26 protein-coding genes and 1 tRNA gene are annotated in these 25,483 nt (G+C 67.9%); 16 read left to right on the forward strand and 11 right to left on the reverse strand.

Annotation, left to right across the window (positions count from 1 at the left end; all coding sequences use genetic code 11):
• Positions 1 to 20: 20 nt before the first annotated feature.
• The 5 genes from F595_RS11965 to hemA are packed head-to-tail and all read right to left on the reverse strand — an operon-like array spanning position 21 to position 5,340.
• Positions 21 to 1,328 (reverse strand): ABC1 kinase family protein, encoded by a 1,308-nt coding sequence (locus F595_RS11965; RefSeq protein WP_022954836.1) that lies wholly within the window; start codon positions 1,326 to 1,328, stop codon positions 21 to 23.
• Complete coding sequence (locus F595_RS0100155; RefSeq protein WP_026913053.1) at positions 1,325 to 2,089, reverse strand: HesA/MoeB/ThiF family protein; 765 nt, start codon at positions 2,087 to 2,089, stop codon at positions 1,325 to 1,327. Before F595_RS0100155 ends, F595_RS11965 begins: the two co-directional genes overlap by 4 nt.
• Complete coding sequence (prmC, locus tag F595_RS0100160; RefSeq protein ID WP_022954838.1) at positions 2,079 to 2,948, reverse strand: peptide chain release factor N(5)-glutamine methyltransferase; 870 nt, start codon at positions 2,946 to 2,948, stop codon at positions 2,079 to 2,081. Before prmC ends, F595_RS0100155 begins: the two co-directional genes overlap by 11 nt.
• A complete protein-coding gene (prfA, locus tag F595_RS0100165) occupies positions 2,945 to 4,030 on the reverse strand; it encodes a peptide chain release factor 1 (protein WP_026913055.1) in 1,086 nt (361 codons plus the stop codon). The genes prmC and prfA overlap by 4 nt, the downstream gene beginning before the upstream one ends.
• Positions 4,030 to 5,340, reverse strand: a complete 1,311-nt coding sequence (gene hemA, locus F595_RS0100170) for a glutamyl-tRNA reductase (protein WP_022954840.1) — start codon at positions 5,338 to 5,340, stop codon at positions 4,030 to 4,032. Before hemA ends, prfA begins: the two co-directional genes overlap by 1 nt.
• A gap of 190 nt (positions 5,341 to 5,530) precedes the next feature.
• Here hemA and lolB point away from each other — a divergent pair, with 190 nt between their 5' ends.
• From lolB to ychF, 7 genes are all read left to right on the forward strand, one after another.
• Positions 5,531 to 6,172 (forward strand): lipoprotein insertase outer membrane protein LolB, encoded by a 642-nt coding sequence (gene lolB, locus F595_RS14035; protein WP_022954841.1) that lies wholly within the window; start codon positions 5,531 to 5,533, stop codon positions 6,170 to 6,172.
• The gene (ispE, locus tag F595_RS0100180; protein WP_026913056.1) at positions 6,169 to 7,023 is read left to right on the forward strand and encodes a 4-(cytidine 5'-diphospho)-2-C-methyl-D-erythritol kinase; all 855 of its coding nucleotides are present in this window, start codon (positions 6,169 to 6,171) and stop codon (positions 7,021 to 7,023) included. The genes lolB and ispE overlap by 4 nt, the downstream gene beginning before the upstream one ends.
• A tRNA-Gln gene (locus F595_RS0100185) sits at positions 7,022 to 7,096 on the forward strand. Before ispE ends, F595_RS0100185 begins: the two co-directional genes overlap by 2 nt.
• A 32-nt stretch (positions 7,097 to 7,128) precedes the next feature.
• The gene (locus F595_RS0100190) at positions 7,129 to 8,079 is read left to right on the forward strand and encodes a ribose-phosphate diphosphokinase (protein WP_022954842.1); all 951 of its coding nucleotides are present in this window, start codon (positions 7,129 to 7,131) and stop codon (positions 8,077 to 8,079) included.
• A gap of 117 nt (positions 8,080 to 8,196) precedes the next feature.
• Positions 8,197 to 8,790, forward strand: a complete 594-nt coding sequence (locus tag F595_RS0100195) for a 50S ribosomal protein L25/general stress protein Ctc (protein ID WP_022954843.1) — start codon at positions 8,197 to 8,199, stop codon at positions 8,788 to 8,790.
• Positions 8,791 to 8,853: 63 nt separating this feature from the next.
• The gene (pth, locus tag F595_RS0100200; protein ID WP_022954844.1) at positions 8,854 to 9,444 is read left to right on the forward strand and encodes an aminoacyl-tRNA hydrolase; all 591 of its coding nucleotides are present in this window, start codon (positions 8,854 to 8,856) and stop codon (positions 9,442 to 9,444) included.
• 36 nt (positions 9,445 to 9,480) lie between these two features.
• A complete protein-coding gene (gene ychF / locus F595_RS0100205) occupies positions 9,481 to 10,572 on the forward strand; it encodes a redox-regulated ATPase YchF (RefSeq protein WP_022954845.1) in 1,092 nt (363 codons plus the stop codon).
• Positions 10,573 to 10,581: 9 nt separating this feature from the next.
• Here ychF and F595_RS0100210 read toward each other — a convergent pair whose 3' ends face one another.
• Entirely contained in the window at positions 10,582 to 11,361 is a 780-nt protein-coding gene (locus F595_RS0100210; protein ID WP_022954846.1) for a TrmH family RNA methyltransferase, read from the reverse strand.
• A gap of 82 nt (positions 11,362 to 11,443) precedes the next feature.
• Positions 11,444 to 12,427: an alpha/beta hydrolase gene (locus F595_RS11975; RefSeq protein WP_022954847.1), complete on the reverse strand. Its 984-nt coding sequence runs from the start codon at positions 12,425 to 12,427 to the stop codon at positions 11,444 to 11,446.
• Positions 12,428 to 12,586: 159 nt separating this feature from the next.
• Here F595_RS11975 and F595_RS11980 point away from each other — a divergent pair, with 159 nt between their 5' ends.
• From F595_RS11980 to lnt, 4 genes are read left to right on the forward strand one after another with little or no spacing between them, the layout of a single operon-like run.
• Positions 12,587 to 13,627 (forward strand): PhoH family protein, encoded by a 1,041-nt coding sequence (locus tag F595_RS11980; protein WP_051144590.1) that lies wholly within the window; start codon positions 12,587 to 12,589, stop codon positions 13,625 to 13,627.
• The gene (gene ybeY, locus F595_RS11985; RefSeq protein ID WP_022954849.1) at positions 13,624 to 14,193 is read left to right on the forward strand and encodes an rRNA maturation RNase YbeY; all 570 of its coding nucleotides are present in this window, start codon (positions 13,624 to 13,626) and stop codon (positions 14,191 to 14,193) included. Before F595_RS11980 ends, ybeY begins: the two co-directional genes overlap by 4 nt.
• Complete coding sequence (locus F595_RS0100230) at positions 14,190 to 15,038, forward strand: HlyC/CorC family transporter (protein WP_022954850.1); 849 nt, start codon at positions 14,190 to 14,192, stop codon at positions 15,036 to 15,038. The genes ybeY and F595_RS0100230 overlap by 4 nt, the downstream gene beginning before the upstream one ends.
• A 15-nt stretch (positions 15,039 to 15,053) precedes the next feature.
• The gene (lnt, locus tag F595_RS0100235; protein ID WP_022954851.1) at positions 15,054 to 16,580 is read left to right on the forward strand and encodes an apolipoprotein N-acyltransferase; all 1,527 of its coding nucleotides are present in this window, start codon (positions 15,054 to 15,056) and stop codon (positions 16,578 to 16,580) included.
• On the opposite strand, the gene F595_RS11990 is transcribed toward lnt, so the two are convergent.
• Complete coding sequence (locus tag F595_RS11990; RefSeq protein WP_022954852.1) at positions 16,470 to 17,531, reverse strand: CobW family GTP-binding protein; 1,062 nt, start codon at positions 17,529 to 17,531, stop codon at positions 16,470 to 16,472. The two genes, lnt and F595_RS11990, sit on opposite strands and share 111 nt — an antisense overlap.
• A 117-nt stretch (positions 17,532 to 17,648) precedes the next feature.
• Here F595_RS11990 and F595_RS0100245 point away from each other — a divergent pair, with 117 nt between their 5' ends.
• The 5 genes from F595_RS0100245 to F595_RS0100265 all read left to right on the forward strand — a co-directional run bounded on the left by F595_RS0100245 (position 17,649) and on the right by F595_RS0100265 (position 23,268).
• Positions 17,649 to 18,581, forward strand: coding sequence for a TIGR01777 family oxidoreductase (locus F595_RS0100245; RefSeq protein WP_022954853.1), 933 nt, complete (start codon positions 17,649 to 17,651; stop codon positions 18,579 to 18,581).
• A gap of 184 nt (positions 18,582 to 18,765) precedes the next feature.
• Positions 18,766 to 20,094, forward strand: a complete 1,329-nt coding sequence (locus F595_RS11995; RefSeq protein WP_169446910.1) for a TolC family protein — start codon at positions 18,766 to 18,768, stop codon at positions 20,092 to 20,094.
• Positions 20,091 to 21,299 carry an efflux RND transporter periplasmic adaptor subunit gene (locus F595_RS12000; protein WP_022954855.1) on the forward strand — a complete coding sequence of 403 codons (1,209 nt, stop codon included), beginning with the start codon at positions 20,091 to 20,093 and terminating at the stop codon, positions 21,297 to 21,299. The genes F595_RS11995 and F595_RS12000 overlap by 4 nt, the downstream gene beginning before the upstream one ends.
• A complete protein-coding gene (locus F595_RS0100260) occupies positions 21,299 to 22,051 on the forward strand; it encodes an ABC transporter ATP-binding protein (RefSeq protein WP_022954856.1) in 753 nt (250 codons plus the stop codon). The genes F595_RS12000 and F595_RS0100260 overlap by 1 nt, the downstream gene beginning before the upstream one ends.
• Positions 22,048 to 23,268, forward strand: a complete 1,221-nt coding sequence (locus F595_RS0100265) for an ABC transporter permease (RefSeq protein WP_022954857.1) — start codon at positions 22,048 to 22,050, stop codon at positions 23,266 to 23,268. Before F595_RS0100260 ends, F595_RS0100265 begins: the two co-directional genes overlap by 4 nt.
• A 21-nt stretch (positions 23,269 to 23,289) precedes the next feature.
• Here F595_RS0100265 and F595_RS0100270 read toward each other — a convergent pair whose 3' ends face one another.
• The 3 genes from F595_RS0100270 to F595_RS0100280 are packed head-to-tail and all read right to left on the reverse strand — an operon-like array spanning position 23,290 to position 25,396.
• The gene (locus F595_RS0100270) at positions 23,290 to 24,210 is read right to left on the reverse strand and encodes a glutathione S-transferase family protein (protein WP_022954858.1); all 921 of its coding nucleotides are present in this window, start codon (positions 24,208 to 24,210) and stop codon (positions 23,290 to 23,292) included.
• Between the two features lie 3 nt (positions 24,211 to 24,213).
• Positions 24,214 to 24,561 carry a hypothetical protein gene (locus F595_RS12005; protein WP_022954859.1) on the reverse strand — a complete coding sequence of 116 codons (348 nt, stop codon included), beginning with the start codon at positions 24,559 to 24,561 and terminating at the stop codon, positions 24,214 to 24,216.
• A 58-nt stretch (positions 24,562 to 24,619) separates the two neighbouring features.
• Positions 24,620 to 25,396 (reverse strand): YdcF family protein, encoded by a 777-nt coding sequence (locus F595_RS0100280; protein ID WP_022954860.1) that lies wholly within the window; start codon positions 25,394 to 25,396, stop codon positions 24,620 to 24,622.
• Between the last annotated feature and the right edge of the window lie 87 nt (positions 25,397 to 25,483).

Consider the following 25,483-nt stretch of genomic DNA (forward strand, 5'->3'; position numbering starts at 1 on the left):
CACGACGCAGACGCAGCGACTCAGTGCAGACGGCGCGGCTTGCTCTCCGGCAGGGCCAGCAGCTCGATGCGGTCGTCGTCGAACACGTTCATGTCCGGAGCAAGGATGCGGATGTAGCGGTCGAAATACAGCATCTGCTTGAGCAGCAGCGCGAAGGCGCGCGGGAAGCGGATGCCGTGGCGCTCGCCGACCGCGACGATGTCGAGCATGAGCTTGTTGATCTCGTTGTCGTTGGCCATGGCATTGAGCACCGACTCCGGATCCACATGCGTGGCAGCGCCGTAGATGGTTTCCAGGTCACGAGCCAGATCGGCCTTGTTGACCGTGCGCCGGGTCATGCCGATCACCGACATGCTCTCGGCCATCTTCTCGAAGTCGCTCTCGCCCAGGGACTCGATGAAGGCCATGGTGGCGGCCCAGGTGTCCGGCGCGATGCGGCCTACGATGCCGAAGTCGATGAAGCCGAGGCGGCCGTCGGTGAGCACCATCAAGTTGCCGGCGTGCAGGTCGGCATGGAAGCTCTCGCACATCATCAGGCTGGAGAACCAGGTGTTGAGTGCGGTCACCAGCGTGCCGGCAGGGTCACGGGTGTACTTGCGGATGGTCTCGAGGTCGGTCAGCGGCACGCCGTGGAAACGCTCCATGGTCAGCACGCGCAGGCTGGACGCCTCCGGATAGATGCGCGGCGCAGCGGCCTGGGTGTTGCCGGTCTTTTCCAGGAAGGCGCGGAACTGCTCGACGTTGCGGGCCTCCTTGTAGAAGTCCACCTCTTCCATCATGCAGGCCTGGATCTCGCTGACGATGCCCGACAGCGAGGCAAACTTGAGCTTGGGCATGCTGCGCTCGAGCAGCACGGCGGTCACGTAGAGAAAGTTCAGGTCGGTGAGCAGGGTGTTCTCGACGCCCGGCTTCTGGATCTTGATCACCACGTCCTCGCCGGTGAGCAGACGCGCGGCATGCACCTGGGCAATGGAGGCCGAGGCCAGGGGCTTCTCGTCGATGCTGGCGAACACTTCCTGCCAGGGACGCTGCAGCTCGCTTTCAAGCACCTGCTTCATGATCGCGAAGGACAGCGGCTCGGTCTTGTCCAGGCAGTACTGGAACTCCTCGACGTACTCGGCCGGGAACAGCGACGGCGAACTGGCCACGAACTGGCCGAGCTTGACGTAGGTGGCACCGAGCTGCTCGAAGGTCTGGCGCAGCAGACGCGGCACCGGCGGCCGGTCGCCGGCGGCCCAGGCCATGCCGGTACGTGCCAGCACCGAGGTGGTCTGGCCGATGCGAAGCAGGCCCTTGAGGGCATTGCCCCAGTTCGCGTAATGATTCATGCCGAAATGACTCCCTGATTCCCACATACCGGACAGGCCGGATCCTGTGACGTGCGCACACGTCGAACACTGTTGTTGCTGCCCTGCCAGAGCAGCAGCTGCCCGCGCAGGGGCTCGCCGACCCCGGCCAGCAGCTTGAGCGCCTCCTGGGCCTGCCAGCTGCCCATCACCGCCACGGTCGACGCCATCACGCCCGCGTCGGCACAGGCCGGGGCATCCTCGTCTGCGGCCGGAAACACGCAGCGATAGCAGGCCGTGCCCGCAGCGCGCGCATCATAGACGGCGAGCTGACCATCCCAGCCCAGGGCCGCCGCCGACACCAGCGGAATGCGGGCCTGCCAGCACAGGCGCGCGACCTCGTCGCGGGTGGCGAAATTATCGCAGCAGTCCAGCACCAGATCGACCTCGGGCAACCACCGTGCCAGCAGATCGGCATCGACCGGATGCGGCTCGCGCAGCAGCGTGACCAGCGGATTGATCGCGGCCAGCTTGTCGGCTGCCGAGTCGACCTTGAGGCGTCCGATGTCAGCCTCGTGATGCAGACACTGACGCTGCAGGTTGCTCAGCTCGACGATATCGAAATCGCACAGCACCAGGGTGCCGACCCCGGCCGCCGCCAGCGTCTGCGCGGCCGGACAGCCGAGGCCGCCCAGCCCCACGATCAGCACGCGGGCAGCGCGTACGCGCTCCTGGGCAGCGATGTCCCAGCCCGGCAGCAGGATCTGGCGGCTGTAGCGCAGCAGTTCGGCATCAGTCAGCATCATTGTCTCTCTGCCAGCAGCCCCCGGTGACACGATCCTGGCCACCCCAGTCCTGCCAGTGACGAATCGCCGTGAAGCCACGTGCCTGCAGCAGCGCCGCCACATCGGCCGCCTGCGCGGCGCCATGCTCGACCAGCAGCCAGCCGCCCGCACGCAGATGCCCCGGCGCAGCCGCCACGATGCGGCGGAAATCATCCAGGCCATCGTCACCCGCCACCAGCGCCGTCAGCGGCTCCCAGGCCAGGCCGGGCAGATGCGGATCGCCAGCCGCCAGATAGGGCGGATTGCTCACCACCAGATCGAAGCGCCGGCCCGCCACCGGCGCAAACCAGTCGCCGGCCAGCCAGCACACCGGCAGACGCAGACGCTCGCCGTTGGCCGCCGCCACCGCCAGCGCCTGCGGGCAGCGATCCACTGCCGTGACCGAGGCCCGAGGGCGCTCACAGGCCAGCGCCAGCGCGATGGCACCGCTGCCGGTACCGAGATCAAGCACATCGCCGGTTTCCGGCAGCAGCGTCAGCGCGGCCGACACCAGGCATTCCGAATCCGGCCGGGGTATCAGGGTGGCAGGCGTGACCTGCAGCGACAATGACCAGAAGTCGCGGCGCCCCGTCAGATAGGCCAAGGGCTCGCCGGCACAGCGCCGGCTCAGCCAGGCATCAGCGCGTGCGACATCGCTCTCCGGCAGCTCGCGATCCGACCAGGTATAGAGCCAGGCCAGGTCCTTCTGCAGGCAGGCGCCGAGCAGCCAGAGCGCCTCCTGACGCGGCGAGCTCTCCGCCGCCAGCTGACGCCAGGCCGAGGCTGCCTGGAAAGCGGCGGCGGCATGATCCAGCCAGCCCTGCACGGTGATGCTCATGCCGTCTCTTCCGCCAGCGCCGCCAGCAGGTCGGCCTGGTGCTCGGTGCGCAGCGCCTGCAGCAGCTCGTCAAGATCACCATTCATGATCTCGTCGAGCCGGTAAAGCGTCAGGTTGATGCGGTGATCGGTAACCCGACCCTGGGGAAAGTTGTAGGTGCGGATGCGCTCCGAGCGATCCCCGGAGCCGACCAGGTCACGGCGCAGCGAGGCGGAGGCCTGCTGCTGCGCGGACTGGCGGGCGGCCAGCAGCTTGGCGCTCAGCAGCGACATCGCGCGGGCCTTGTTCTTGTGCTGGGAGCGCTCGTCCTGGCACTCGACCACCACGCCGGTCGGCAAGTGCACGATGCGCACGGCCGAATCGGTCTTGTTGACGTGCTGGCCGCCGGCGCCGCTGGAGCGGTAGGTATCGATGCGCAGGTCGGACGGATTGATCTCGACGGCGCTGATCTCCTCGGACTCGGGCAGGATGGCCACGGTGCAGGCCGAGGTGTGTATGCGGCCCTGCGACTCGGTGGCCGGCACCCGTTGCACGCGATGCACGCCCGACTCGAACTTGAGTGCGGCAAACACGCCCTCGCCCTCGACGCGCGCGATGACCTCCTTGTAGCCACCATGCTCGCCGAGGCTGCTGGACGCCACCTCGACCCGCCAACCCATGCGCTCGGCATGGCGGCTGTACATGCGGAACAGGTCACCGGCAAAGATCGCGGCTTCGTCGCCGCCGGTGCCGGCGCGCACCTCCAGCCAGATGCTGCACTCGTCATTGGGGTCGCGCGGCAGCATGAGCTGCTGCAGCTCGCCTTCCAGCTGCTGCAGCCGGGTCTCGCCCTCGGCGAGGTCCAGCTCGGCCAGCTCGCGGAAATCCGGATCGGCAAGCAGCGCCCTGGCCTCGCCCTGACCAGCCTGGATGCGACGGTACTGCGCCAATGCCTGCACCAGCGGATCCAGGGTGGCGTGTTCACGCGACAGGCGACGGAACTGCTGCTGATCGGCGATGACCTCGGACTCGCCGAGCAGCGCCGTGAGCTCCTCGTGACGCTCGGCGAGCCGGTCGAGACGTGCCAGCAGGGCCGGCTTGATCATGACCGCGTCCGGCGCGACGAACGCCTCGACGCATCGTCAGCGCCGGTGTCGACGCCGAGCTGCCGCGCCAGTGCCTGCAGCGCCTCGGCATCATCAGCAGCGGCCAGCTCACGCAGGCTGACGGTGGGGGCATGCAGCCACTTGTTGAGCAGGTTGTGCTGAAAGCGCGCCAGCACGTCCTCGACCGGCACCCCGCGACGCAGCCGGGCCAGCGCCTGGGCCTGCTCGGCATCCGCCAGGGCCAGGGCCTGCGCGCGGAAGCGCCGGATCAGCTCGCCCGCCTCCTGCTGCACGCGCCGGCCGGCATCGAAACGGGCAACACGCTGATCCACCAGCTGCTCGGCCGCCTCGGCAGCCACCTGACGCTGGCGCCAGCCGGCATCGACCACGGTTTGCAGGTCATCGACGCTGTAAAGGAAGACATCATCCAGTGCCGCCACGGCCGGCTCGATGTCGCGCGGCACGGCAATGTCGATCAGCAGCAGCGGACGATGGCGGCGCGAGGCCATGGCATGACGCACCATGGCGGCAGAAACCACCGGCATGGCACTGGCCGTGCAGCTGACCACCATGTCGGCCCGGGCCAGGGCCTCCGGCAGCGCCGACCACGGCAGCACGGCAGCACCCACCTCGTCGGCCAGCGCCTGTGCGCGACTAAGGGTCCGGTTGATCACCACCAGATCGCTGACACCCTGCTCGCGCAGGTGTCTGGCCACCAGCGTGTTCATCTCGCCGGCACCGATCAGCAGCACCGGCGTGCGCGCCAGCGACTCGAAGACCTGACGCGCCAGATTGACGGCGGCATAGCCTATGGACACCGGGCTGGCACCGATGGCGGTTTCCGAACGCACCTGCTTGGCGGCCGCAAAGGTTTCCTGGAACAGCTGTTCGAGATGATGCCCCAGCGTGCCGGCCTCGGCCGCGACATGGTAGGCGGACTTCATCTGTCCGAAGATCTGCGGCTCGCCCAGGATCATGGAGTCGAGACCGGCGGCCACGCGCATGGCATGACGCACCGCCTCGCCGCCTTCATGGCAGTACCAGACCGGATCGAGCTGCTCGGCGGCCAGGCCACGCTCGCGCGCAATCCACTCGAGCATGCGCTGACGCACCTGGGTGGCCGACTGTTCGGCTGCGCCATAGAACTCGGTGCGGTTGCAGGTGGAAAGGATGGCAAGCTCCTGCAGACCGGCGGCCTGGCTGGCGGCACGCAGGGCCGGCACCAGTGCCTCGGGCGTGAACGCCGCACGCTCGCGCAGATCGACCGAGGCCGTCTTGTGATTGATGCCGAATGCCAGCAGCGCCATGCCCAACTCGAGATTGCCCGCCAATCGCACGGGTGACAGGGAAAACAACCTGAAATTGTGCGGGATAGCGTCATTAAAGACAAACAGGCAGAGCGCACCGTGGCAGCCTGCACGCAGGCGCGCTAGGCTAATCGTGTTGCCGGGCTGCGCCCCGGCCCCGATATCCCGCACCACGTGGAGACCGCCACGGATGATGACGTTGTCCAGCCTGCATGACGCCCGCCCGCGTCCGACCTCGGTGCCCGCCGCCGCCACGCGGATCCTGGCGCTGAGCCTGGGCCTGCTGCTCGGCGGCTGCGCCAGCCTGCGCCCGGTCGAGACGCCTGCCACCCTGCCGGACGCCCGCAGCCTGAGCGCCTGGCAGGCCGATGGCAAGGCCGGCGTACGCTTTCTTGGCAACACCATCAGCGCCACCTACCGCTGGCAGCGCGAGGGCGACAACTACAGCGCCGAAGCCGCCGGTCCGCTCAACCAGGGCCGCACCACGCTGGTCAGCCGCAATGGCCAGGTGGTGCTGGAGAATGCCTGGCTGGGCCGACGTGAATCCGGCGATGCCGAGGGGCTGGCCGAAGCCATGACCAGCATCCGCATCCCGCTGTCACGCCTGAATGCCTGGCTGATGGGCTGGCCGGCCGACCCGGCGACAACGGTCGACACCCTGGGCGGAGATGCCGGCGTGCGCGAGTTCCGCGAATCCGGCTGGACCGTCCGCGTCATGGCCGAGCAGGATGCCGCCGGCTACCGCATCCCGTCCCGCCTGATCATGACCCGCGACGAGGACCGCATCGTGCTCAGCATCAGCAACTGGCAACCGGTCGCAAGCCTGCCATGAAGCCCCTGACCCTGCCGGCACCGGCCAAGCTCAACCTGTTCCTGCACATCACCGGTCGCCGGCCGGACGGCTACCATGACCTGCAGACCGTGTTCCAGTTCATCGACCGGGCCGACCTGCTGCATTTCTCGCCACGGGGTGACGGCGTCCTGACCCTGACGCCGTCACTGCCGGGCGTTGCCGACGACGACAACCTCATCCTGCGCGCCGCGCGCCTGCTGCAGCACCGGGGCGACGGTCGCGATGGCGCCGACATCCGCCTCGAGAAGCAGCTGCCCATGGGCGGCGGCCTCGGCGGCGGCTCGTCGGATGCCGCCACCACCCTGCTGGCCCTCAACACGCTGTGGGGACTGAACCTGGACCTGGACACGCTGGCCACGCTGGGCCTGCAGCTGGGTGCCGACGTGCCGGTGTTCGTGCGCGGCCACGCGGCCTGGGCAGAGGGCGTCGGCGAGCGCCTGACCCCGGTGGATCTGCCCGAACCCTGGTACCTGGTGCTGTGTCCGCCGGCCCATGTTTCCACGGCGGAAGCATTTGCACATCCGGAATTGACACGCGATACCCCCCCGATTACACTGCGCGCCTTCCTCGATGGGGCTGGTCGAAACGACTTCGAAAAAGTCGTCTGCGCACTCTCTCCCGCCGTGGAAACGGCACGAAACTGGCTTGCAGCGCAGGGTTCGGCGCGCATGACGGGTACTGGAGCGTGTTTGTTCAAAACATGCACATCCCGCAGTGAGGCTGAACAGTTATTGAGCAAAAGCCCAGTAGCCGGGTTCGTGACACGTGGATATAATGCGTCGCCAGCGCACACTGCGCTGCGTCAATATCTGCGGATGCATCATCTATAGGGGCGTCGCCAAGCGGTAAGGCAGCGGGTTTTGATCCCGCCATGCGTTGGTTCGAATCCAGCCGCCCCTGCCATTTTCTTCCAGTCCAGGCCAGGCTATCCGCATATGCCAAACCTCGTCGTCTTCACCGGCAACGCCAATCCAGAATTGGCTCGCAAGGTCGTCAGCCATCTCCACATTCCGCTCGGCGCTGCCCATGTCGGCACCTTTTCGGATGGCGAGATCGCGGTCGAGATCAATGACAACGTGCGTGGCAAGGATGTCTTCATCCTGCAGTCCACCTGTGCCCCGACCAATGACAACCTGATGGAACTGATCGTCATGGCGGACGCCCTGCGTCGCGCCAGTGCCGGTCGCATCACGGCGGTCATCCCCTACTTCGGCTATGCCCGCCAGGATCGCCGCGTGCGTTCGGCGCGCGTGCCCATCACCGCCAAGGTGGTTGCCGACATGCTGACCACGGTCGGTGTCGACCGCGTGCTCACCGTTGACCTGCATGCCGACCAGATCCAGGGCTTCTTCGACATTCCGGTCGACAACGTCTACGGCTCGCCGGTGCTGCTCGCCGACATCGAGCGTCAGGCCTACGACAACCTGGTCGTGGTGTCGCCGGACGTGGGTGGCGTGGTGCGTGCCCGCGCCGTCGCCAAGCAGCTCGATGACGCGGATCTCGCCATCATCGACAAGCGTCGCCCGAAGGCCAACGAATCCCAGGTCATGCACATCATCGGCGAAGTGAAGGGCCGTGACTGCATCATCGTCGACGACATGGTCGACACCGCCGGCACCCTGTGCAAGGCTGCTGCCGCGCTCAAGGAGCACGGCGCCCGTCGCGTGGTCGCCTACTGCACGCACGCCGTGCTGTCCGGTCCGGCCATCGAGAACATCCGCAACTCGCAGCTCGACGAGCTGGTGGTGACCGACACCATCCCGCTGTCCGATGATGCCAAGGCCTGCGGCAAGATTCGCCAGCTCTCGATGTCGGCACTGCTGGCCGAGACCCTGCGCCGGATCAACAACGAAGAATCCATCAGCGCGATGTTCGAACTGTTCTGACACCGCGCCGACCCTGAATTTGTCATCGCCCGTGGCGACGACAAGACCGCGAGCGAATGGTCGCTCGCTGAAACCCCACCCGGACTGGTCGCAGGTCCGGGAATCTGGAGAGATAAGATGTCCGCTGCAAACTTTACGCTCAATGCGCAAATCCGGACGAATGAAGGGAAAGGTGCGAGCCGCCGCCTTCGTCGTCTGGAAGCCCGTGTCCCGGCCGTCATCTACGGCGCCGGCAAGGAAGCCCAGTCGATCAGCCTCGAGCTGCGTGAACTGGTCAAGGCCATCGAAAGCGAAGCTTTCTTCTCGCACGTGCTGACCATCAGCATCGACGGCCAGCCGCAACAGGCCGTGATCAAGGCCATGCAGCGCCACCCGGTCAAGGGCGTTCCGCTGCACGCCGACTTCCTGCGTGTCGATGCCGCCCAGAAGCTGGTGCGCAAGGTGCCCCTGCACTTCACCAACCAGGACACCTGCGTTGGCGTCAAGGTCGGTGGCGGCGCCATCACCCACTACACCTCGGAAGTGGAAATCGCCTGCCTCCCGGCCGCCCTGCCGGAATACATCGAAGTCGACATGTCCGACATCGATGTCGGCACCACGCTGCACCTGTCGAACCTCAAGCTGCCGGCCGGCGTTGAAATCCCGGCTCTGGCCCTGGGTCACGACTACGACCAGCCCGTGGCCAACGTGCACGCCACCAAGGCCGACTGATCCGGCCCCGGTGACACCAGAAAAGCGGGGCTCAGGCCCCGCTTTTTTGTTTGAGATGACTTCATGACGCCTCTACGCCTGATTGTCGGCCTCGCCAACCCGGGCCCGCAGTACGCCGAAACCCGTCACAATGCCGGGGCCTGGTATGTCGCCACCCTCGCCGACCAGCTCGGCGTCCGCCTGACGCCGGACAGCAAGTCGCACGGCATGGTGGCGCGCGCCAGCGTGTCCGGACAGGATGTGCGCCTGCTGATCCCGACCACCTACATGAACCGCTCCGGCCAGGCCGTCGGCACTCTCGCCGGCTTCTACAAGATCAGTCCGGCCGAGATCCTGGTCGCCCACGACGAGCTGGATCTGGCACCCGGCCAGATCCGCCTCAAGACCGGCGGCGGCCACGGCGGTCACAACGGGCTGCGCGACATCATCAGCGCGCTCGGCAACCAGAACGGCTTTCATCGCCTGCGCATCGGCATCGGCCATCCCGGCGACAGGAGCCAGGTCACCGGCTTCGTGCTCGGCAAGGCCCCGGCCAGCGAGCAGACGCTGATGGATGACGCCATCGGCGAAGCCCTGCGCCACACCTCGACCCTGCTGGCAGGTGACCTGCAGCGCGTCATGAACCCCTTGAACGGCTTCCAGGCCAAGACATGAGATCGCCGCCCGAGGGCGGACGACAGGAGAACACAGATGGGATTCAACTGCGGCATCGTCGGTCTGCCCAACGTCGGCAAGTCCACCCTGTTCAATGCCCTCACCAAGGCCGGCATCGCGGCCGAGAACTTCCCGTTCTGCACCATCGAGCCGAACACGGGCGTGGTGCCCATGCCCGACCCGCGCCTCGACGCGCTGGCCGCCATCGTCAAGCCCGAGCGCGTGATCCCGACCAGCATGGAGTTCGTCGACATCGCCGGCCTCGTTGCCGGCGCCTCGCAGGGTGAAGGCCTGGGCAACAAGTTCCTCGCCAACATCCGCGAGACCGATGCCATCGCCCACGTCGTGCGCTGCTTCAACGATGACAACGTGATCCACGTCAACGGCCGCGTCAGTCCGCTCGACGACATCGCCGTGATCAACACCGAGCTGGCGCTGGCCGACCTCGACGCCGTCGAGAAGGCGCTGCTGCGCGTGACCAAGCTCGCCAAGGGCGGCGACAAGGACTCCCAGGCCATCAAGAGCGTGCTGGAAAAGCTCAAGCCGGCCCTCGACGAAGGCCACCCTGCGCGCAGCGTCGAGCTGTCGCCGGAAGAGCGTTTCGTCATCAAGTCCTACGGCCTGCTGACCCTGAAGCCGACCATGTACATCGCCAACGTTGACGAGAACGGCTTCGACAACAACCCCATGCTGGATCAGGTGCGCGAACTCGCCGCCAGCGAGAAGGCCATCGTGGTGCCGATCTGCAACAAGCTGGAAGCCGAGATCGCCGAACTCGACGAGGACGACAAGGTCGCCTTCCTCGCCGACCTCGGCATGGACGAGCCGGGCCTGAACCGCGTCATCCGCGCCGGTTACGGCCTGCTCAACCTGCACACCTACTTCACCGCCGGCGTCAAGGAAGTGCGCGCCTGGACCATCCCGGTCAACTGCACCGCGCCCAAGGCCGCCGCCGTCATCCACACCGACTTCGAGAAGGGCTTCATCCGTGCCGAGTGCATCGGCTACGACGACTTCATCCAGTACAAGGGAGAAGCCGGCGCCAAGGAAGCCGGCAAGTGGCGCCTGGAAGGCAAGGACTACATCGTCAAGGACGGTGACGTGCTGCACTTCCGCTTCAACGTCTGAGCCTCGCGCTCACCCCGCCAGCTGTCGCCGCCAGCCATCGAGCAGGATGCCGGTGGCGACAGCCGCGTTCAGCGACTCGGCCTGACCGAATCGCGGGATGCTAAGGCGCCGCGTCAGCTGCGCGGCCACTGCCGGCGACAGGCCCTGCGACTCGTTGCCGATCACCAGCACACCCTCCCGCCAGGGCTTGCCGGCGGCATGCGCGCTCTCCCCGTCCAGCACCGCGCCCAGCACCGGCGTGCCGGCCTGGCGCTGGCTGGCCAGCCACAGCGGCAGATCGACCTCGACCACCGGCACGCGCAGGAAGGAGCCCATGCTGGCGCTGATCACCTTGGGGTTGCTGCGCTCGCTGGTGGTTGCCGAACAGACGATCTGACGCACCCCGTACCAGTCGGCGAGACGCCAGATGGTTCCCAGGTTGCCGGGGTCACGGATGTCGTCCAGGGCCAGCGTGAGCTCGCCGGCGCGCAGGGGCTGCAGGCTGGCGGTGCGCTGTCCGGCAATGGCGAGAGCGTGCTCGTTGTGCTCGAAGGTGCTCAGGCTGGTGAGCAGGCCGGTGCTGACGCTGATGACCTCGAGGCCGCGCGCCGACGCCGCGGCATGAAAACCCGGCGCCGCATCATGAGTCGCATAGACCGCCAGCACCGGCCAGTCCGAGGCCAGCAGCTCGAGCACGCTCTTGCGGCCCTCGACCAGGAAGGCACCGTGCTCGCGCCGCCCCTTCTTGCTGTGCAGCTCGCGCACACGTTTCTGCTCGGCACGGGTCAGGGCATGGGCGTGGTCAGTCATGATGTCTCGAACAGGCAGTGAAGGCGGCACGGCCGACACCGGCAGGCCATGCGGCCCGGGTGCCCGGCAAACCCGCATGGTATCAGCTCGCGGTCTGCACCGGCAGCGTGCGCAGGCGCTCGACGCCTTCCACGAAGCGCGTGATGTGACGGAAGGCGCTGCGCGCCTCCGGCAGCACTGCCGCGAACAGCGGGAACACATGCGGCATGCGGTGCCACTCCTCGTACTGCACCATCACCCCGGCTTCACGGGCACGCACCGCGGTGCGGCGAGCGTCATCGCGCAGGATCTCGGTGCTGCCCGCCACCATGTACAGCGGCGGCAGCCCCCTGAAGTCGCCGTAGACCGGCGACAGCAGCGGATGACGCAGGTCACGCTCGCCCCCCAGGAAGCGCCCCAGCTGACGCACCACGTCCGGTGGCAGCATGGGGTCGCGCCAGTCGTTGCCGCGCCGTGACACGGACACCTCGCTGAGGTCGGTCCAGGGCGAGATGCACACCGCGCAGCCCGGCAGTGGTTCGCCGAGGTCACGCAGGGTCTGCAGCAGCACCAGGGTGAGATGGCCGCCAGCGGAGTCGCCGCCCACGGTGATGTCCTCGCCGCGATAGCCGCAGGCCAGCAGATAGCGATAGGAGGCCACCGCGTCCTGCTGCCAGTGCTCGAAGGTGTAGCGCGGCGCCATCCGGTAGTTGGCCGAGAACACGGGGCGCCCCAGACTGTCGGCCAGGCGCCAGGTGATGGGACGGTGCTGCGCAGCCGATCCGAAGAAGTAGCCACCGCCATGCAGGTAGAGAATGACTTTTCCGGGCGAACGCGTGTCCTCCGGGCAGATCCATTCGCCGCGCACATCAGCACGTCGCACCGGGGTGACCTGGACATGATCAGGCACCCCTCCCATGACCACGCCGGTGATGGGGTAGAGCTGACGGATGAGACGCATGCTCCACGGACCGCGCACGCCGGTGGCGATGGGGCGGACCGACAGCGACATGAGCCAGCCCAGGGCATGTGCCTGCAGGCTGTTGCGAACGCGGGGACGGAGAATGCGGGCATTGGGTGCGAACATGAAAAGCGGGACTCCGTCATGACCAGGCAGTCATGAATCCGACATTAGCCGCTTTTGCCGGCTTGTCAATCACGGGGCGACGCCCGGCCGGTGCGCAGCTGCGATCACGCACCGCTTTCGGTTACTATCGGTCAACGTTCCGCCACACGCAGCCCCGCCTTGACGAACACACCCGCCCAGACCCGCCGCACCCTTGAGCTGACACCGCAGGATCCGCGCCGCCTGTCCCTGCTCTGCGGACAGTTCCACGAGCACCTGAAACTGATCGAGCAGCGCCTGCAGGTGCAGATCCACATGCGCGGCCACAGCCTCACCGTGCACGGCCAGGCTGCCGCCGTGGCAGTCGCCGAACAGGTCATCGAGCGCCTCTACGTGGAGACCGAAGAGGCACATCTGCTGACCCCGGAGACCGTGCATCTGGTGCTGCAGATCGCGCTCGGCCAGGACAGCAGCGCCCCCCGTGCAGGCAGCGACAATGATGTCGACGGCCCGGTGCTGATGACCAAGAAGGGTGCCATCCGTCCGCGCGGCGACAACCAGCGTCGCTACGTCGAGCAGATCCTCAGCCACGACATCAGCTTCGGCATCGGCCCGGCCGGCACCGGCAAGAGCTACCTGGCCGTGGCCTGCGCCGTCGACCAGCTGGAAAAGGACGTGATTCGCCGCATCATCCTGGTCAGGCCGGCGGTCGAGGCCGGCGAGAAGCTCGGCTTCCTGCCCGGCGACCTGTCGGAGAAGATCAATCCCTACCTGCGCCCGCTCTACGACGCACTCTACGAGATGCTCGGTGCCGAGCGCGTGGCCAAGCTCATCGAGCGCCAGGTCATCGAAGTGGCGCCGCTGGCCTACATGCGCGGACGCACGCTGAACCATGCCTTCATCATTCTCGACGAAGGCCAGAACACCACGCCGGAACAGATGAAGATGTTCCTGACCCGCCTCGGCTACGGCTCGCGCGCGGTCATCACCGGCGACATCACCCAGGTCGACCTGCCGCGCGGCGTGCCCTCGGGCCTGGCCCAGGCCCTGCGCATCCTCGATGGCGTCGACGGCATTCACGTGACCCGCTTCCAGTCACGTGACGTGGTTCGTCATCCGCTGGTCATGCGCATCGTCGATGCTTACGAACGCTGGGATGCCGCCCAGGCCGCGAGCCGTCCGGACACGGTGCGTGCTGTCGGCAACGGAGCGGCGTCATGAGCCTGTCGCTGTGGCTGGAGGCCGACCCGGAGCTGGCTGCCGCCGACCTGCTGGACGAGACCCAGGTGCAGCGCTGGCTGGAGGACGCCCTGGACTGGCTGCGCGCCAACCCGCAGGCGGTGCCGGAAAGCGCCCTGCGTGCCGGCGTGCTGTCCGGGGCCGATCTCGACCTGGCCGTGCGCATTGTCGGTGACGAGGAAAGCCGCACGCTGAACCATGACTACCGCGGCATGGACAAGTCCACCAACGTGCTGTCCTTTCCCACCGATCTGCCGGCGGACATCCTGCCCGAGCTGGATGCCCTGCCGCTGGGCGACCTCGTCATCTGCGCCCCGGTGATGCGCCGCGAGGCCGACAGCCAGGGCAAGGCACTGCAGGCGCACTGGGCGCATCTGCTGCTGCACGGCCTGCTGCACCTGCTTGGCCATGACCACCTCGACGATGACGAGGCCGAGGTCATGGAGGCACTGGAAATAACCGTTCTCGCCCGCTGGGGCATAGAGAACCCGTATGATGAAACCGCCCCCGCACCGGGAGCGAATCAGGAGAGGAACACCACACCATGAGCGAGGGTCGATCGTCGGGCGACAGTCCGAAGTCCTGGCTGAGCCGTATCACCGATGCCTGGAGCGCCGAGCCGAACACGCGCGAGGAGCTCATCGCCATCATCCGCGAGGCCGCCAGCCGCGGCCTGATGGACGTCGAGGCCCAGCACATCATCGAATCCACGCTGCAGGTGTCCGAGCGCCAGGTGCGCGAGATCATGATTCCGCGCGCACAGATGGTCGCCATCCGTGCCGATGACGAACTCCGCGAGTTTCTTCCGGTGCTGATCGAGTCCGCGCACTCGCGCTTTCCGGTGCTCGCTGCCGACAACCCCGACGAGGTGCTCGGCATCCTCTTCGCCAAGGACCTGCTCAAGCTGCTGCTCGAGGACCGTGAACGCCTGGCCCTCAAGGATTATCTGCGTCCGGCATTCTTCGTGCCCGAATCGACCCACCTCGACAAGCTGATCCGCGAATTCCGCAGCAAGAAGAGCCACATGGCCATCGTGATCAACGAGTACGGCGGCATCGCCGGCCTGGTCACGCTGGAGGATGCGCTCGAGCAGATCGTCGGCGAGATCGACGACGAGCATGACTACGAGAACGACGAGGACGTGATGATCCGCGAGGTGGCGCCGCGCGAGTGGGTGGTCAAGGCGCTGACCCCCATCGCCGAGTTCAACGAGCACTTCGGCACCCACTTCGACAACGACGACGTCGACACCATCGCCGGCATCGTGCTCAACGCCTTCGAGCGCCTGCCCGAGAAGGACGAGAGCATCGAGCTGGAGCGCTGGCGCATCACCGTGCTCGCCGCCGATTCGCGCAGCTTGCGCCTGCTCAAGGTCGAACCCCGCACCCGCTGATCGTCAGGGCATTTCATGAACAGGCTTTTCTCCCTGCTGGCCGACTGGCGCCAACGTCGTGTCGCCCTGCCGCTGGCCTTCCTGCTCGGTGCCGCCATGCCGCTGGCACTGGCCCCGCTGACCTGGTGGCCGGTGGCCCTGCTCGCCCTGGGCGTGTTCAGTGAACTGCTGCGCGAGCAGACGCCACGCCGCGCCGCCCTGCTCAGCTACCTGTTCGGTGTCGGCCTCTGGCTGCATGGCGCGAGCTGGCTGGTGGTGTCCATGCACGACTACGGCGGCACCTCGTGGCCGCTGTCGCTGCTGCTGCTCGCCTTTGTCGCCGCCGTCATGGCCCTGCTGTACTGGCCGCTGGGCTGGCTGGCCGGCGTGCTGCGCAGCCCGCGCGGGCTCTGGCTGATCCTGCCGGCACTCTGGGTAGCGGGCGAGTGGCTGCGCAGCTGGGTCTTCACCGGTTTTCCCTGGCTGATGACCGGCTACGGCTTCATCGACACGCCGCTGGCCGGCTGGGCACCGCTGCTCGGCATCTACGGCGTCAGCTTTGCCGCCGGCGTCACCGCCGTCGCGCTGATGGCGATCTGGCGCGAGGGCAAGCAGGCACCCGCCGCCATCCTCATGCTTGGCCTGCTCTGGATTGGCGGCGGCCTGCTCAAGCCGGTGGCGTGGACGCAGATTGACCGCACCAAGCCGGTCAGTGTCAGCCTGGTGCAGGGCAACATCCCGCAGGAGTCCAAGTGGGCACTGGAGTGGCGTGACAAGACGGTGAAGATCTTCCGTGACATGACCGCCAGCGAATGGGGCCGCGATGTCGTGGTGTGGCCGGAGGCCGCCATCCCGATGTTCGCGCACGAGGCACAGCTGGAGCTGATGGAACTGGAAAGCGAGGCGCTCAAGCATCAGACCGCCTTTGTCACCGGCGTTCCCTACGCGACCTGGAATCCGTCACGCACCGGCGTGCTGTTCTACAACAGCATCGTCGCTCTGGGTGACGGCTTCGGTCTCTATCACAAGCAGCAGCTGGTGCCGATGGGCGAGTACGTGCCCTTCGAGCACCTGCTGCGCGGCCTGATTCCGTTCTTCAACCTGCCCATGTCCAGCTTCAGCTGGGGCCCGGCCGAGCAGCCGCCACTGGGGGTGAAGCAGTACCGCATGGCGCCGTTCATCTGCTACGAGATCGCCTACCCGTCGCTGGTGCAGCGCCTGTCGCAGGAGACCGCCTTTCTCGCCACCATCAGCAACGATGGCTGGTTCGGCCGCTCCATCGGTCCTGCCCAGCATCTGCAGATGGTACGCATGCGTGCGCTGGAAACCGGCCGCTACATTCTGCGCGGCACCAACAATGGCGCCACCGCCATCATCGACGAACAGGGCCGCATCACGGCCGCCATCCCCAGCTTCGAGCGCCGGGTGCTGCGCGGCGAGGTCTACCCGGCCTCAGGCCTGACCCCCTGGCAACGCCTCGGCGTGCTGCCGGTGCTGCTGCTGTGCGGACTGGTGCTGGTCATCGCCGGCGCCCTGCGCTGGCGCCAGCAGCGCCAGCAGTGAGGCTTCGTCGCCGGCCCAGTCACGCGGGTCGGGGCTGATCAGCTCGACCCGGTTGTCAGCGCGGTATTCGCTCGAGCGGATGCCGCAGTCAGCCGGCGTGATGTTGACGCTGATCCAGCCCCGGTCAGTGTGGAACACCCCCTTAAGACGCGCCAGCCCCTGCCAGGACAGCAGCAGCGTGAGCAGGTCGTCGTGGCGGAAGCACCAGTCGGCCGGCAGGATCCAGCCGCCGACCTCATGCTCCAGCGCCTGCTCGTGGTAGTGATAGGGAGGCGTCTGCGGCACCACCTCGACCGGTGCGGACATGGCGTGTGTCGGCGCCAGATGCAGCAGGCTGCGGCGGCGCACCGGCTGCGCGCGTGGCGCGACATCCAGCCAGGCGGCATCGACATGCGCCGGATCGGCAAACACGGTCAGCGCCTTCGCCGGCTGCAGGCTGCCGGCAAACGCCAGCGCCCGCTCCCTGTCGCCGGCATCGAGCAGGTCCGCCTTGCTGAACACCAGCACATCGGCCACGGCCACCTGCGCCTGGAAGGTGTCGTGGCTGGTCATCCGCTGATCCGTAAGCTGACGGGCATCGATGACGCAGACCGTGGCCCCGACCTGCAGCAGCGGCTGCCAGTGCGGCTCGCGCAGGGTCGCGAGAATCTGTGCCGGATGGCCGAGACCGGTCGGCTCGACCAGCAGACGGTCGATGCCGGCCATCTGCGCAATGCGCCCGAGCGCGATCTGCATGGGCAGATTCTGGGCGCAGCAGATGCAGCCGCCGGGCACCTCCTGCACCACCACGTCGTCACCCGCCCAGGCTGTCTGGTCGATGCCGATCTGGCCGAACTCGTTGACCAGCACGGCCCAGCGCTCGCCGGCCGGCCGCGCCCCCAGCAGTGCCGTGATCAGGGTGGTCTTGCCGGCGCCGAGAAAGCCGGTGATCACCTGGGTCAACAACGCCATGTCTGCACTCCTCATGATGGTGAACGGCGGCCGATGTTCGGTGCTGCCGTCTTGGAAAAACGTCGGCGAGCTGGCTAGACTGGGCGCCAATTAAAATAATGACATGAGGCACGTGACATGGACATCCTGATCACCGGCGGCACCGGTTTCATCGGCAGCCTGCTGGTCCCGACCCTGACCGGGACCGCGGAGGAGCCGCGCGATCACGTCACCCTGCTGACGCGCTTTCCGAGCCGGGTCAGTGCCGCACGCCGCGACCTGATCGAGGCCGGCCGCCTGCGTGTCATCGGCTCGCTGGACGAGCTCTCCCGCGAGACCCGCTTCGATGCCGTCATCAACCTCGCTGGCGAAGGCATTGCCGACCGGCCATGGACGCGCCAGCGCAAGCGCGAGCTGCACAGCAGCCGCATCATGACCACCGAGGCGCTGGTCGACTGGCTGCGCCTGGCGAAGCACAAGCCGGAAGTGCTGATCTCGGGATCGGCCGTGGGCTGGTACGGCAACCAGGGCGATCTGCTGCTCGAGGAGAGCAGCCCGCCGCATGAAGAGTTCGTGCATGAACTGTGTCGTGACTGGGAACAGGCGGCACTGGCCGCCAGCCGGCTCGGCATACGCGTCTGTCTGCTGCGCACCGGCGTGGTCATCGGTGCCGGCGGCGGCATGCTGCGTCGCCTGCTGCCGGTGTTCACCCTCGGCCTCGGCGGAGCTCTCGGCAGCGGCAACCAGTACCTGTCGTGGATCTCCCTGCCCGATGTCGTGCAGGTCATCCTGCGCCTGCTCTGCGACCGCGAGATGTCCGGGGTCTACAACCTCACCGGCCCGCGGCCGGTCACCAACCAGGAGTTCGCGCAGACCCTGGGACAGCTGCTGCGACGTCCGGCCGTGCTCAAGGTGCCGGCGTCGGTGATCAAGCTGGCCATGGGCGAGATGTCCACGCTGCTGCTCGATGGTCAGCGCGTCATCCCCAGCCGCCTGCTGCAGGCTCGCCACCACTTCGTTCATGCCACCCTGGAGACCGCGCTGCGCGCCGCCCTGTCGCGTCCGGGCTGAGAACGGCCACGGCGTGCCGTGTCGGCGAGCGGCCGTGCGCAGCGTTATGACTGGGCATGAACGCCTGCATCATCCCCGGGAGCCCGTGAACGTGCCCGAACACCGACTTGCCGATGACCTGTCACCGCCGCCTCGCTCACGAGGCCGGCGCACTGCCACCGGGCTCCTGGCCGCATGCCTGCTGATGGCCGGCACGCCGACCCTGGCGCGCACGGCTCCGGCATCGCCAGCGCCAACTCCTGCTGCCGCCTGCGTCGACCTGGGCACGGAACCGGTCACGCTGGCGGCGCTCATCGACCGTGCCCTGTGCGCCAATGTCGACACGCGCAGCGCCTGGCAGCGCATCCGGGGCCAGCAGGCGCAGGTCGGCGTGGCCCGCGCGGCCTTCCTGCCCAGCCTCGACGCCACCGCCAGCCAGCGTCGCCAGCTCGGCGACCGTGCGCCGGGCAGCGACCCGGACCAGACCGGCGTCAGTCTGTCCGCCAGCTGGCTGCTCTGGGACTTCGGCGGGCGCCGCGCCAACCTCGCGCAGGCCCGTCAGACCCTCGCTGCCTTGCAGGCCGGCCTGGACAGTCGCAGCCAGCAGATCGCACAGGCGGCCATTGCCGCCTACTTCCGTCAGCTGGCGGCAAGTGCCGCGCTTCAGGCGGCGGATGCCTCGGTGACCAGTGCCGCTGAGACCGTGCGCGCCGCCAGCCAGCGCCTGCGCGTCGGGCTGGGCACCCGGGCCGAACTGCTGCAGGCGGAAACCGCGCTGGCCCAGGCCAGGCTGCTGCAGATCCAGCGTGCCGGCGAGCTGGCGGCGGGTGCCGGTGCGCTCGCCGTGACCGCCGGCTACGAGGCCGATCGCGCCATCCGCCTGGTGGAGACGCTGCCGGAGCCCGCGCGCAGCCCGGCCCCGCCGGCGCTGGCAACGCTGCTGGCCGAAGCCCGGCAGCGTCATCCCGACCGCCTGGCCCAGCTCGCCAGCCGTGACGCCGCCGAATCGGAGCTGGATCGCCTGGCTGCCCAGCGCCTGCCCCAGCTCAGTGTCTCCGCCAGTCGCAGCGACACGCGTGACAGCGACGGACGCATCGACAGCGGACAGGTCGCGCTCACGGCCACCGTGCCCCTGTTCACCGGCGGTCGCCAGACCTGGCAGGAAGAGGCGGCGCGCAGCAGCATCGCGCTCGCCGACATCGCCATTCGCCAGACCGAGCAGCAGATAAGCCTCGCGGTATGGCAGGCCTGGCATGGCCTGGTCACGGCGCGCGCGCGCGTCGATGCCAGTGACCAGCTGCTGGCGTCGGCCAGCGAAGCCACGCGGGCCGCGCTGGCCCGTTACCAGGCCGGTCTTGGTGACCTGCTGACCCTGCTGCGTGCCCAGGACGACCTCGCCGACGCCCGCCAGCAGCAGGCGCGGGCACGTCATGACTGGGCTGCCGCCCGACTCGAACTGGCCCGTGCCAGCGGCCTGCTGATCCGCGACCCCGATCCGCTGCTGTCCCGGCCTGACCAGGAAACCACGCCATGAACCGCCCTACCCTGACCCGCCGACGCCTGCTCTGGGGCCTGCCCGTGCTGCTGCTGACCGTGCTGGCGCTGGTGCGCTGCCAGCAGGGTGATGACCTGCCCGCGCTGGAGGATGCCGTCGTCGACCGCGGCGACATCACGCGCAGCGTGGCGGCCAACGGCCAGCTCAATCCGGTCACGCTGGTGTCGGTGGGCACCCAGGTGTCCGGCATCGTCACCGCCTACACCGCCGACTTCAACGACCGGGTCGAGGCTGGCCAGGTACTGATGCAGCTGGACGACTCCCTGCTCCGGGCCCAGCTGCGCCAGTCCGAGGCCGGACTGGCAGCCGCGCGCTCGGCACTCGACCTGGCACAGGCCGGCTGGCGTCGCGTGCAGCCACTGGCCGGAGACGGCTTTGTCTCGCAGCAGGAGCTTGACCAGGCACGCCAGACCCTGGCCGATGCCCGCGCCCGCGTGGCCCAGGCCGAGGCCCAGGTCAGCCGTGACCGCGTCAACCTCGGCTATGCCGTGATCCGCTCGCCGGTATCCGGCGTGGTGGTGTCGCGCGCGGTCGATGTCGGCCAGACCGTGGCCGCCAGCTTCCAGACCCCGGAGCTGTACAAGATCGCCCGCGATCTGCGCGAGATGCAGATCAACGCCTACTTCACCGAGTCCGACATCGGCACGGTGCGGGTCGACCAGCCGGTGCGCTTCCGCGTCGATGCCTATCCCGAGCAGTCCTTCGAGGGCCGCGTGAAGCAGATTCGGCTGAACCCGAAAACCGAGCAGAACGTGGTGACCTACGACGTGGTGATCGGCGTCGACAATCCGGACCAGAAACTGCTGCCCGGCATGACCGCCTACGTCAGCATTGCCACCGAGACACGTCGTGACGTGTTGCGGGTGCCGACTGCCGCGCTGCGCTTCCGGCCGCCGGAGGGGGTGGCGAAACTGGCCGGTGCCGCCACGGAAAAAGCGGCGGACAACGCCGGCAAGCGCTCGCGCCGGGGTGCCGGCAGTGGCGCCGGCGCACAGCGCGGCACGGTCTGGATCCTCGACGACGACCGCCTGCGCGCGATCACCGTCATGGTCGGGCTCGGCGATCGCGAGTACAGCGAAGTCCTCTCCGGCGAGCTGCGCGAGGGCAGCCGCGTGATCGTCGGACTCGCCGGCGATGATGTGGCTGCCGCACAGAAGGGCCTGTCGTTCCGGATGGGACGCTGATGACCGCACCCATGCCGCCGGTGATCTCCCTGCAGGGCATCGCCAAGGACTTTCCCGGTGGCGACGGCCCGGTGCATGTCCTGCACGACATCCATCTCGAGATCGGCAGAGGCGAGTTCGTCGCCATCATGGGCCCGTCCGGCTCGGGCAAGTCCACGCTGATGAACATTCTCGGCGGACTCGACGCAGCCAGCGCCGGCAGCTACCGCCTCGCGGGACAGGCGGTGGAAGGCCTGCCGGTGAATGCCCTGGCGGACCTGCGCAACCGTGCCCTGGGCTTTGTCTTCCAGGGCTTCAACCTGCTGCCGCGCAGCTCCCTGCTCGACAACGTGGCATTGCCGCTGATCTATGCCGGCGTGCCCCTGCATGAACGCCGCCAGCGCGCCACCGAACTGCTGCAGCGGGTTGGTCTTGGCAACCGCCTGCAGGCCCTGCCGGGCCAGATTTCCGGTGGCCAGCAGCAACGGGTGGCGATCGCGCGCGCGCTGATCAACCGGCCGGCACTGATCCTCGCCGACGAGCCCACCGGCAACCTCGACACCCGCACCAGCCTGGACATCATGAGCCTGTTCGAGGAGCTCAATCGCGAGCAGGGCATCACCCTGGTGCTGGTCACGCACGAAGCCGACATCGCCAGCCACGCCAGCCGCCTGGTGCGTCTGGTCGATGGCCGCAAGGTCTGGGATGGTCCCGTTGCCGAGGGCCTGGCACAGGCCGGTCTGGCCTTCGGCACCGCAAGGATGCCGACATGATCCTGGAGATGTTTCGCGAGGCCCTGCTGGCCCTGCGCGCCAACCGCCTGCGCAGCATCCTGACCATGCTCGGCATGATCATCGGCGTGGGCTCGGTGATCGCCATGCTGGCCATCGGCCAGGGCGTGCAGGAGCGCGTGCAGACCTCGATCAGCAGCATGGGCGCCAACCTGTTCATTGTCGTCCCCGGCAGCACCAGTGCCAACGGCGTGCGCAGCAGTGCCGGCAGCGCCTCCAGCCTGACGCTGGAGGATGCCCGCGCCCTGCAGGAGGTGCCCGGCGCAAGTGCGGTCGCACCGGTGGTGCAGAGCAGCTCTCAGGTCATCTACGGCACCCAGAACTGGAACACCACCGTGCTCGGCACCACCAGCGACTACCTGACCGTGCGCGACTGGCGCGTGCGCCGCGGCTACGGCTTCGATCGCCAGGAACAGCAGGCCGCCGCGCAGGTCGTGCTGCTCGGCGCCAAGGTCGCGGAGAACCTGTTCGGCAATGCCGATCCGCTCGGCGAGACGCTGCGCATCCGCAACGTGCCGTTCCAGGTCATCGGCGTGCTGGCCGCCAAGGGCCAGAGCCTGGATGGCCGTGACCAGGATGACACCGTGGTGATTCCGGTCACCACCTCGCAGCGCAAGCTGGCCGGCAACCGCTTCCGCAGCTCGGTACGCATGATCATGGTGCAGGCCGTCAGCGAACAGGCCATGCCGGATGTCGAGATCGGGATCAAGGAGACCTTGCGACGTCAGCACCGGCTCAGCGGCGATGCCGAGGACGACTTCACGGTGCAGAACCTGACCGCGCTCGCCAACACCGCCGCCGAGACCACCGCCGTGCTCTCCCTGCTGCTCGGCGCCATCGCCGGCATCTCGCTGCTGGTGGGTGGCATAGGCATCATGAACATCATGCTGGTGTCGGTCACCGAGCGAACCCGCGAGATCGGCATACGCATGGCCATCGGCGCCCGGCCGCAGGCCATCCGCCTGCAGTTCCTGCTCGAGGCGGTGGTGATCTCGCTGGCCGGCTGCCTGCTGGGCGTGGGGCTAGGCATCGCGGGCGCCTATGCCGTGGCGCAGGCCGCCGACCTGCTGGTGATCGTGACCCTGGGCTCGCTGCTGCTGGCATTCACGGTGGCGGCCGGCATCGGCATCTTCTTCGGCTTCTACCCGGCCAACCGCGCCGCCGCGCTCAAGCCCATCGAGGCATTGCGCTTCCAGTGACGCCCCGGTGCCGGCGCCTGCTCAGGCCTCGTCGAGCTGGTAGCCGTCACGCGGGAAATGCACGTGCAGCAGACCGACCTCGGCATGTTCGCGCGCCAGGATCCAGCGTGTCGGCGTGGCCGCGACCAGCACGCCGAAGGTCGGCTCGCGGGCATAGTCGACGGGCGCGATGCGCACCTGACGGCCGACAAGGGAATCACCGACCTGATCGGCCGGCAACGCGCGTGGTCGTGCCAGCCGTGCAATCAGCAGTGTGTCCTCGGGCGCCAGCGGCTGCGCCCTGCCCTCGCCCTGCTGACGCAGGCGCTGCTGCCACTGGCGCACGCGCGGAAACTCGTTGACCAGCGTCGAGCCACCAACCTCGGTCAGGAACCACAGCGTGTGATAGACCGAGAAATCGGCATGGCAGGGGTGCTCGCCGAACAGGAACGGGCTCGCGTGCAGACGCTCCGACAGCTCGGCGAGAACGCCACGGATGCGCGCCGGCGCCCCCTGCGGCGAACGCGCCTTGATGCGGGCATGACGGCCGACGCGAATGCGGTCGACGAAGAAACGCGCGATGTCCAGCGCCGACATCGCCGCCCACATGCGACGCCCGGCCGTCAGCGTGCTGCCCGCCATCAGGCAGTCGACAAACAGCGCACTGTCGGCACGTGCCGCCAGCGCGCGGGCATCCGGCTCGCAACCGGCCAGCGCCAGCTGCGGCTGCCCGGAAAGCCGCGCGATCTCTTCGGCAATCACGCGGGTGTCGCAGAACACGTCAGCCCCGATCTGCGCCACCGGAATCTTGCGATAGCCACCGGCCAGCACCTCCAGCACCGGTCGTGGCGGCATCTCGCGGGTGATCGCCGAGCGCCAGTCCAGGCCGGCCTGGCCGAGCATGGCGCGAATCTTGGTCGAGAACGGCGACAGGGCGTAGTGATGCAGGATGAACTCGCTCATGACTCAGCCGCCCGTGGCACTGTCAGGATGCATGGGCAGGCGCATGTCGAGGTGATTGACGATGCGCTGGCGCTGCGCCTCGTCCAGGCTGCGCACCTGGTAGCCCTCGGCCAGCAGCTCCTTGATGTAGAGCTTGTTGTAGAAAAACATGAACACCAGATGCACCAGCCAGGAGCTGAACAGGCCGGCACTGAGCAGCCAGAACGCCAGCATGATCAGTCCCCACTTGATGTCGCCGCGAAACAGTGGCGGAAAGAAGCAGAAGAACAGCACCGTCCAGGACACGCCGACCGGCGCCTGCTTCTGGGCGCCGGTCACCGGGTGTTCGAGCAGCAGCGTGGTGAATGCCATCGTGAATCATCCTCTTCAAGTCATGCGGAAAACGGAAGCGCCATCACTGGGCGCGGAATCAGGGCAGCAGCGCCAGCACCCTGTCGCGTGCCAGGCCCAGCCATTCATGGCCGGCACGCCGGGTCGCGGCAAGACTTTCATGCTGCGGCAGCCAGCGCTCGCTGCGCGTTAGGCTGCCCGGGGCCAGGGTGTAGCCCGTAGGCGCCGGCAGCACGACAAACCCGACGGACTCGAAGTTGGCGCGTGCGCGCGGCAGGTGCACGGCATGGCTGACCAGCACGATGCGCTGCACGCCCTGGGCCTGCAGCAGCGGCGCTGACAGCTCGGCATTCTCGCGGGTGGTGCGTGACAGGCTTTCCTGCCAGCGCACCGGCACGCCGAAATCCTGACGCAGGCTGTCTGCCATCAGCTCCGACTCGGCCACCTGGCCGCCACGCGGCAGGCCGCCGGTGACCAGCAGCGGCAGACCGGACTGGCGCTGGACATGCGCGGCATAGCGCAGTCGCACCAGCAGCGTAGCATTGGCCACATCACGGCCGCCAAACTCCATGGCCTGCGGATCACGCCCGCCCCCGAGCACGACGATGGCCTGGTAGCCGGCACTGCGCAGCTGCTGCAGATCCTGCACCGGCAGCACCGAGGACTCCAGCGGCCGCGCCACCCAGGACGCCCCCATCGGGGTCGCGGCAAGATACAGGGCCAGACAGCTGAACAGGCCCAGCGCCAGACCGCTGCGCCGGCGGCCGCGCCAGAGCAGGCAGAGGGCGAACAGGCTCAGCCAGAGCATGGGGCCTGGCGGCAGCAGCAACAGCTCCATCCACGGTGTCAGACTCATTCAGCGCTCTCGATTGACGGGGCAGAGACCACGCGACGGCGGTACCGTGACGTCGGCGGCTGGAGTATCCTAGCGGGCATTTGCCGC

Source organism: Perlucidibaca piscinae DSM 21586, assembly GCF_000420045.1.
GTDB lineage: Bacteria > Pseudomonadota > Gammaproteobacteria > Pseudomonadales > Moraxellaceae > Perlucidibaca > Perlucidibaca piscinae.

What these genes read in the sequence shown, in the direction of transcription:
- F595_RS0100260 (WP_022954856.1), top strand. Translation starts at nt 21,299, where the DNA reads ATGACCGCACCCATGCCGCCGGTGATCTCCCTGCAGGGCATCGCCAAG.
- pth (WP_022954844.1), top strand. Translation starts at nt 8,854, where the DNA reads ATGACGCCTCTACGCCTGATTGTCGGCCTCGCCAACCCGGGCCCGCAG.
- F595_RS0100155 (WP_026913053.1), bottom strand. Translation starts at nt 2,089, where the DNA reads ATGCTGACTGATGCCGAACTGCTGCGCTACAGCCGCCAGATCCTGCTG.
- F595_RS0100270 (WP_022954858.1), bottom strand. Translation starts at nt 24,210, where the DNA reads ATGAGCGAGTTCATCCTGCATCACTACGCCCTGTCGCCGTTCTCGACC.
- F595_RS0100195 (WP_022954843.1), top strand. Translation starts at nt 8,197, where the DNA reads ATGTCCGCTGCAAACTTTACGCTCAATGCGCAAATCCGGACGAATGAA.
- F595_RS0100230 (WP_022954850.1), top strand. Translation starts at nt 14,190, where the DNA reads ATGAGCGAGGGTCGATCGTCGGGCGACAGTCCGAAGTCCTGGCTGAGC.
- F595_RS12000 (WP_022954855.1), top strand. Translation starts at nt 20,091, where the DNA reads ATGAACCGCCCTACCCTGACCCGCCGACGCCTGCTCTGGGGCCTGCCC.
- ispE (WP_026913056.1), top strand. Translation starts at nt 6,169, where the DNA reads ATGAAGCCCCTGACCCTGCCGGCACCGGCCAAGCTCAACCTGTTCCTG.
- F595_RS0100210 (WP_022954846.1), bottom strand. Translation starts at nt 11,361, where the DNA reads ATGACTGACCACGCCCATGCCCTGACCCGTGCCGAGCAGAAACGTGTG.
- F595_RS0100245 (WP_022954853.1), top strand. Translation starts at nt 17,649, where the DNA reads ATGGACATCCTGATCACCGGCGGCACCGGTTTCATCGGCAGCCTGCTG.
- F595_RS12005 (WP_022954859.1), bottom strand. Translation starts at nt 24,561, where the DNA reads ATGGCATTCACCACGCTGCTGCTCGAACACCCGGTGACCGGCGCCCAG.
- F595_RS0100265 (WP_022954857.1), top strand. Translation starts at nt 22,048, where the DNA reads ATGATCCTGGAGATGTTTCGCGAGGCCCTGCTGGCCCTGCGCGCCAAC.
- prmC (WP_022954838.1), bottom strand. Translation starts at nt 2,948, where the DNA reads ATGAGCATCACCGTGCAGGGCTGGCTGGATCATGCCGCCGCCGCTTTC.
- F595_RS11965 (WP_022954836.1), bottom strand. Translation starts at nt 1,328, where the DNA reads ATGAATCATTACGCGAACTGGGGCAATGCCCTCAAGGGCCTGCTTCGC.
- F595_RS11975 (WP_022954847.1), bottom strand. Translation starts at nt 12,427, where the DNA reads ATGTTCGCACCCAATGCCCGCATTCTCCGTCCCCGCGTTCGCAACAGC.
- F595_RS0100280 (WP_022954860.1), bottom strand. Translation starts at nt 25,396, where the DNA reads ATGAGTCTGACACCGTGGATGGAGCTGTTGCTGCTGCCGCCAGGCCCC.
- hemA (WP_022954840.1), bottom strand. Translation starts at nt 5,340, where the DNA reads ATGGCGCTGCTGGCATTCGGCATCAATCACAAGACGGCCTCGGTCGAT.
- F595_RS0100190 (WP_022954842.1), top strand. Translation starts at nt 7,129, where the DNA reads ATGCCAAACCTCGTCGTCTTCACCGGCAACGCCAATCCAGAATTGGCT.
- F595_RS11990 (WP_022954852.1), bottom strand. Translation starts at nt 17,531, where the DNA reads ATGGCGTTGTTGACCCAGGTGATCACCGGCTTTCTCGGCGCCGGCAAG.
- ychF (WP_022954845.1), top strand. Translation starts at nt 9,481, where the DNA reads ATGGGATTCAACTGCGGCATCGTCGGTCTGCCCAACGTCGGCAAGTCC.
- ybeY (WP_022954849.1), top strand. Translation starts at nt 13,624, where the DNA reads ATGAGCCTGTCGCTGTGGCTGGAGGCCGACCCGGAGCTGGCTGCCGCC.
- lolB (WP_022954841.1), top strand. Translation starts at nt 5,531, where the DNA reads ATGATGACGTTGTCCAGCCTGCATGACGCCCGCCCGCGTCCGACCTCG.
- lnt (WP_022954851.1), top strand. Translation starts at nt 15,054, where the DNA reads ATGAACAGGCTTTTCTCCCTGCTGGCCGACTGGCGCCAACGTCGTGTC.
- F595_RS11995 (WP_169446910.1), top strand. Translation starts at nt 18,766, where the DNA reads ATGGCCGGCACGCCGACCCTGGCGCGCACGGCTCCGGCATCGCCAGCG.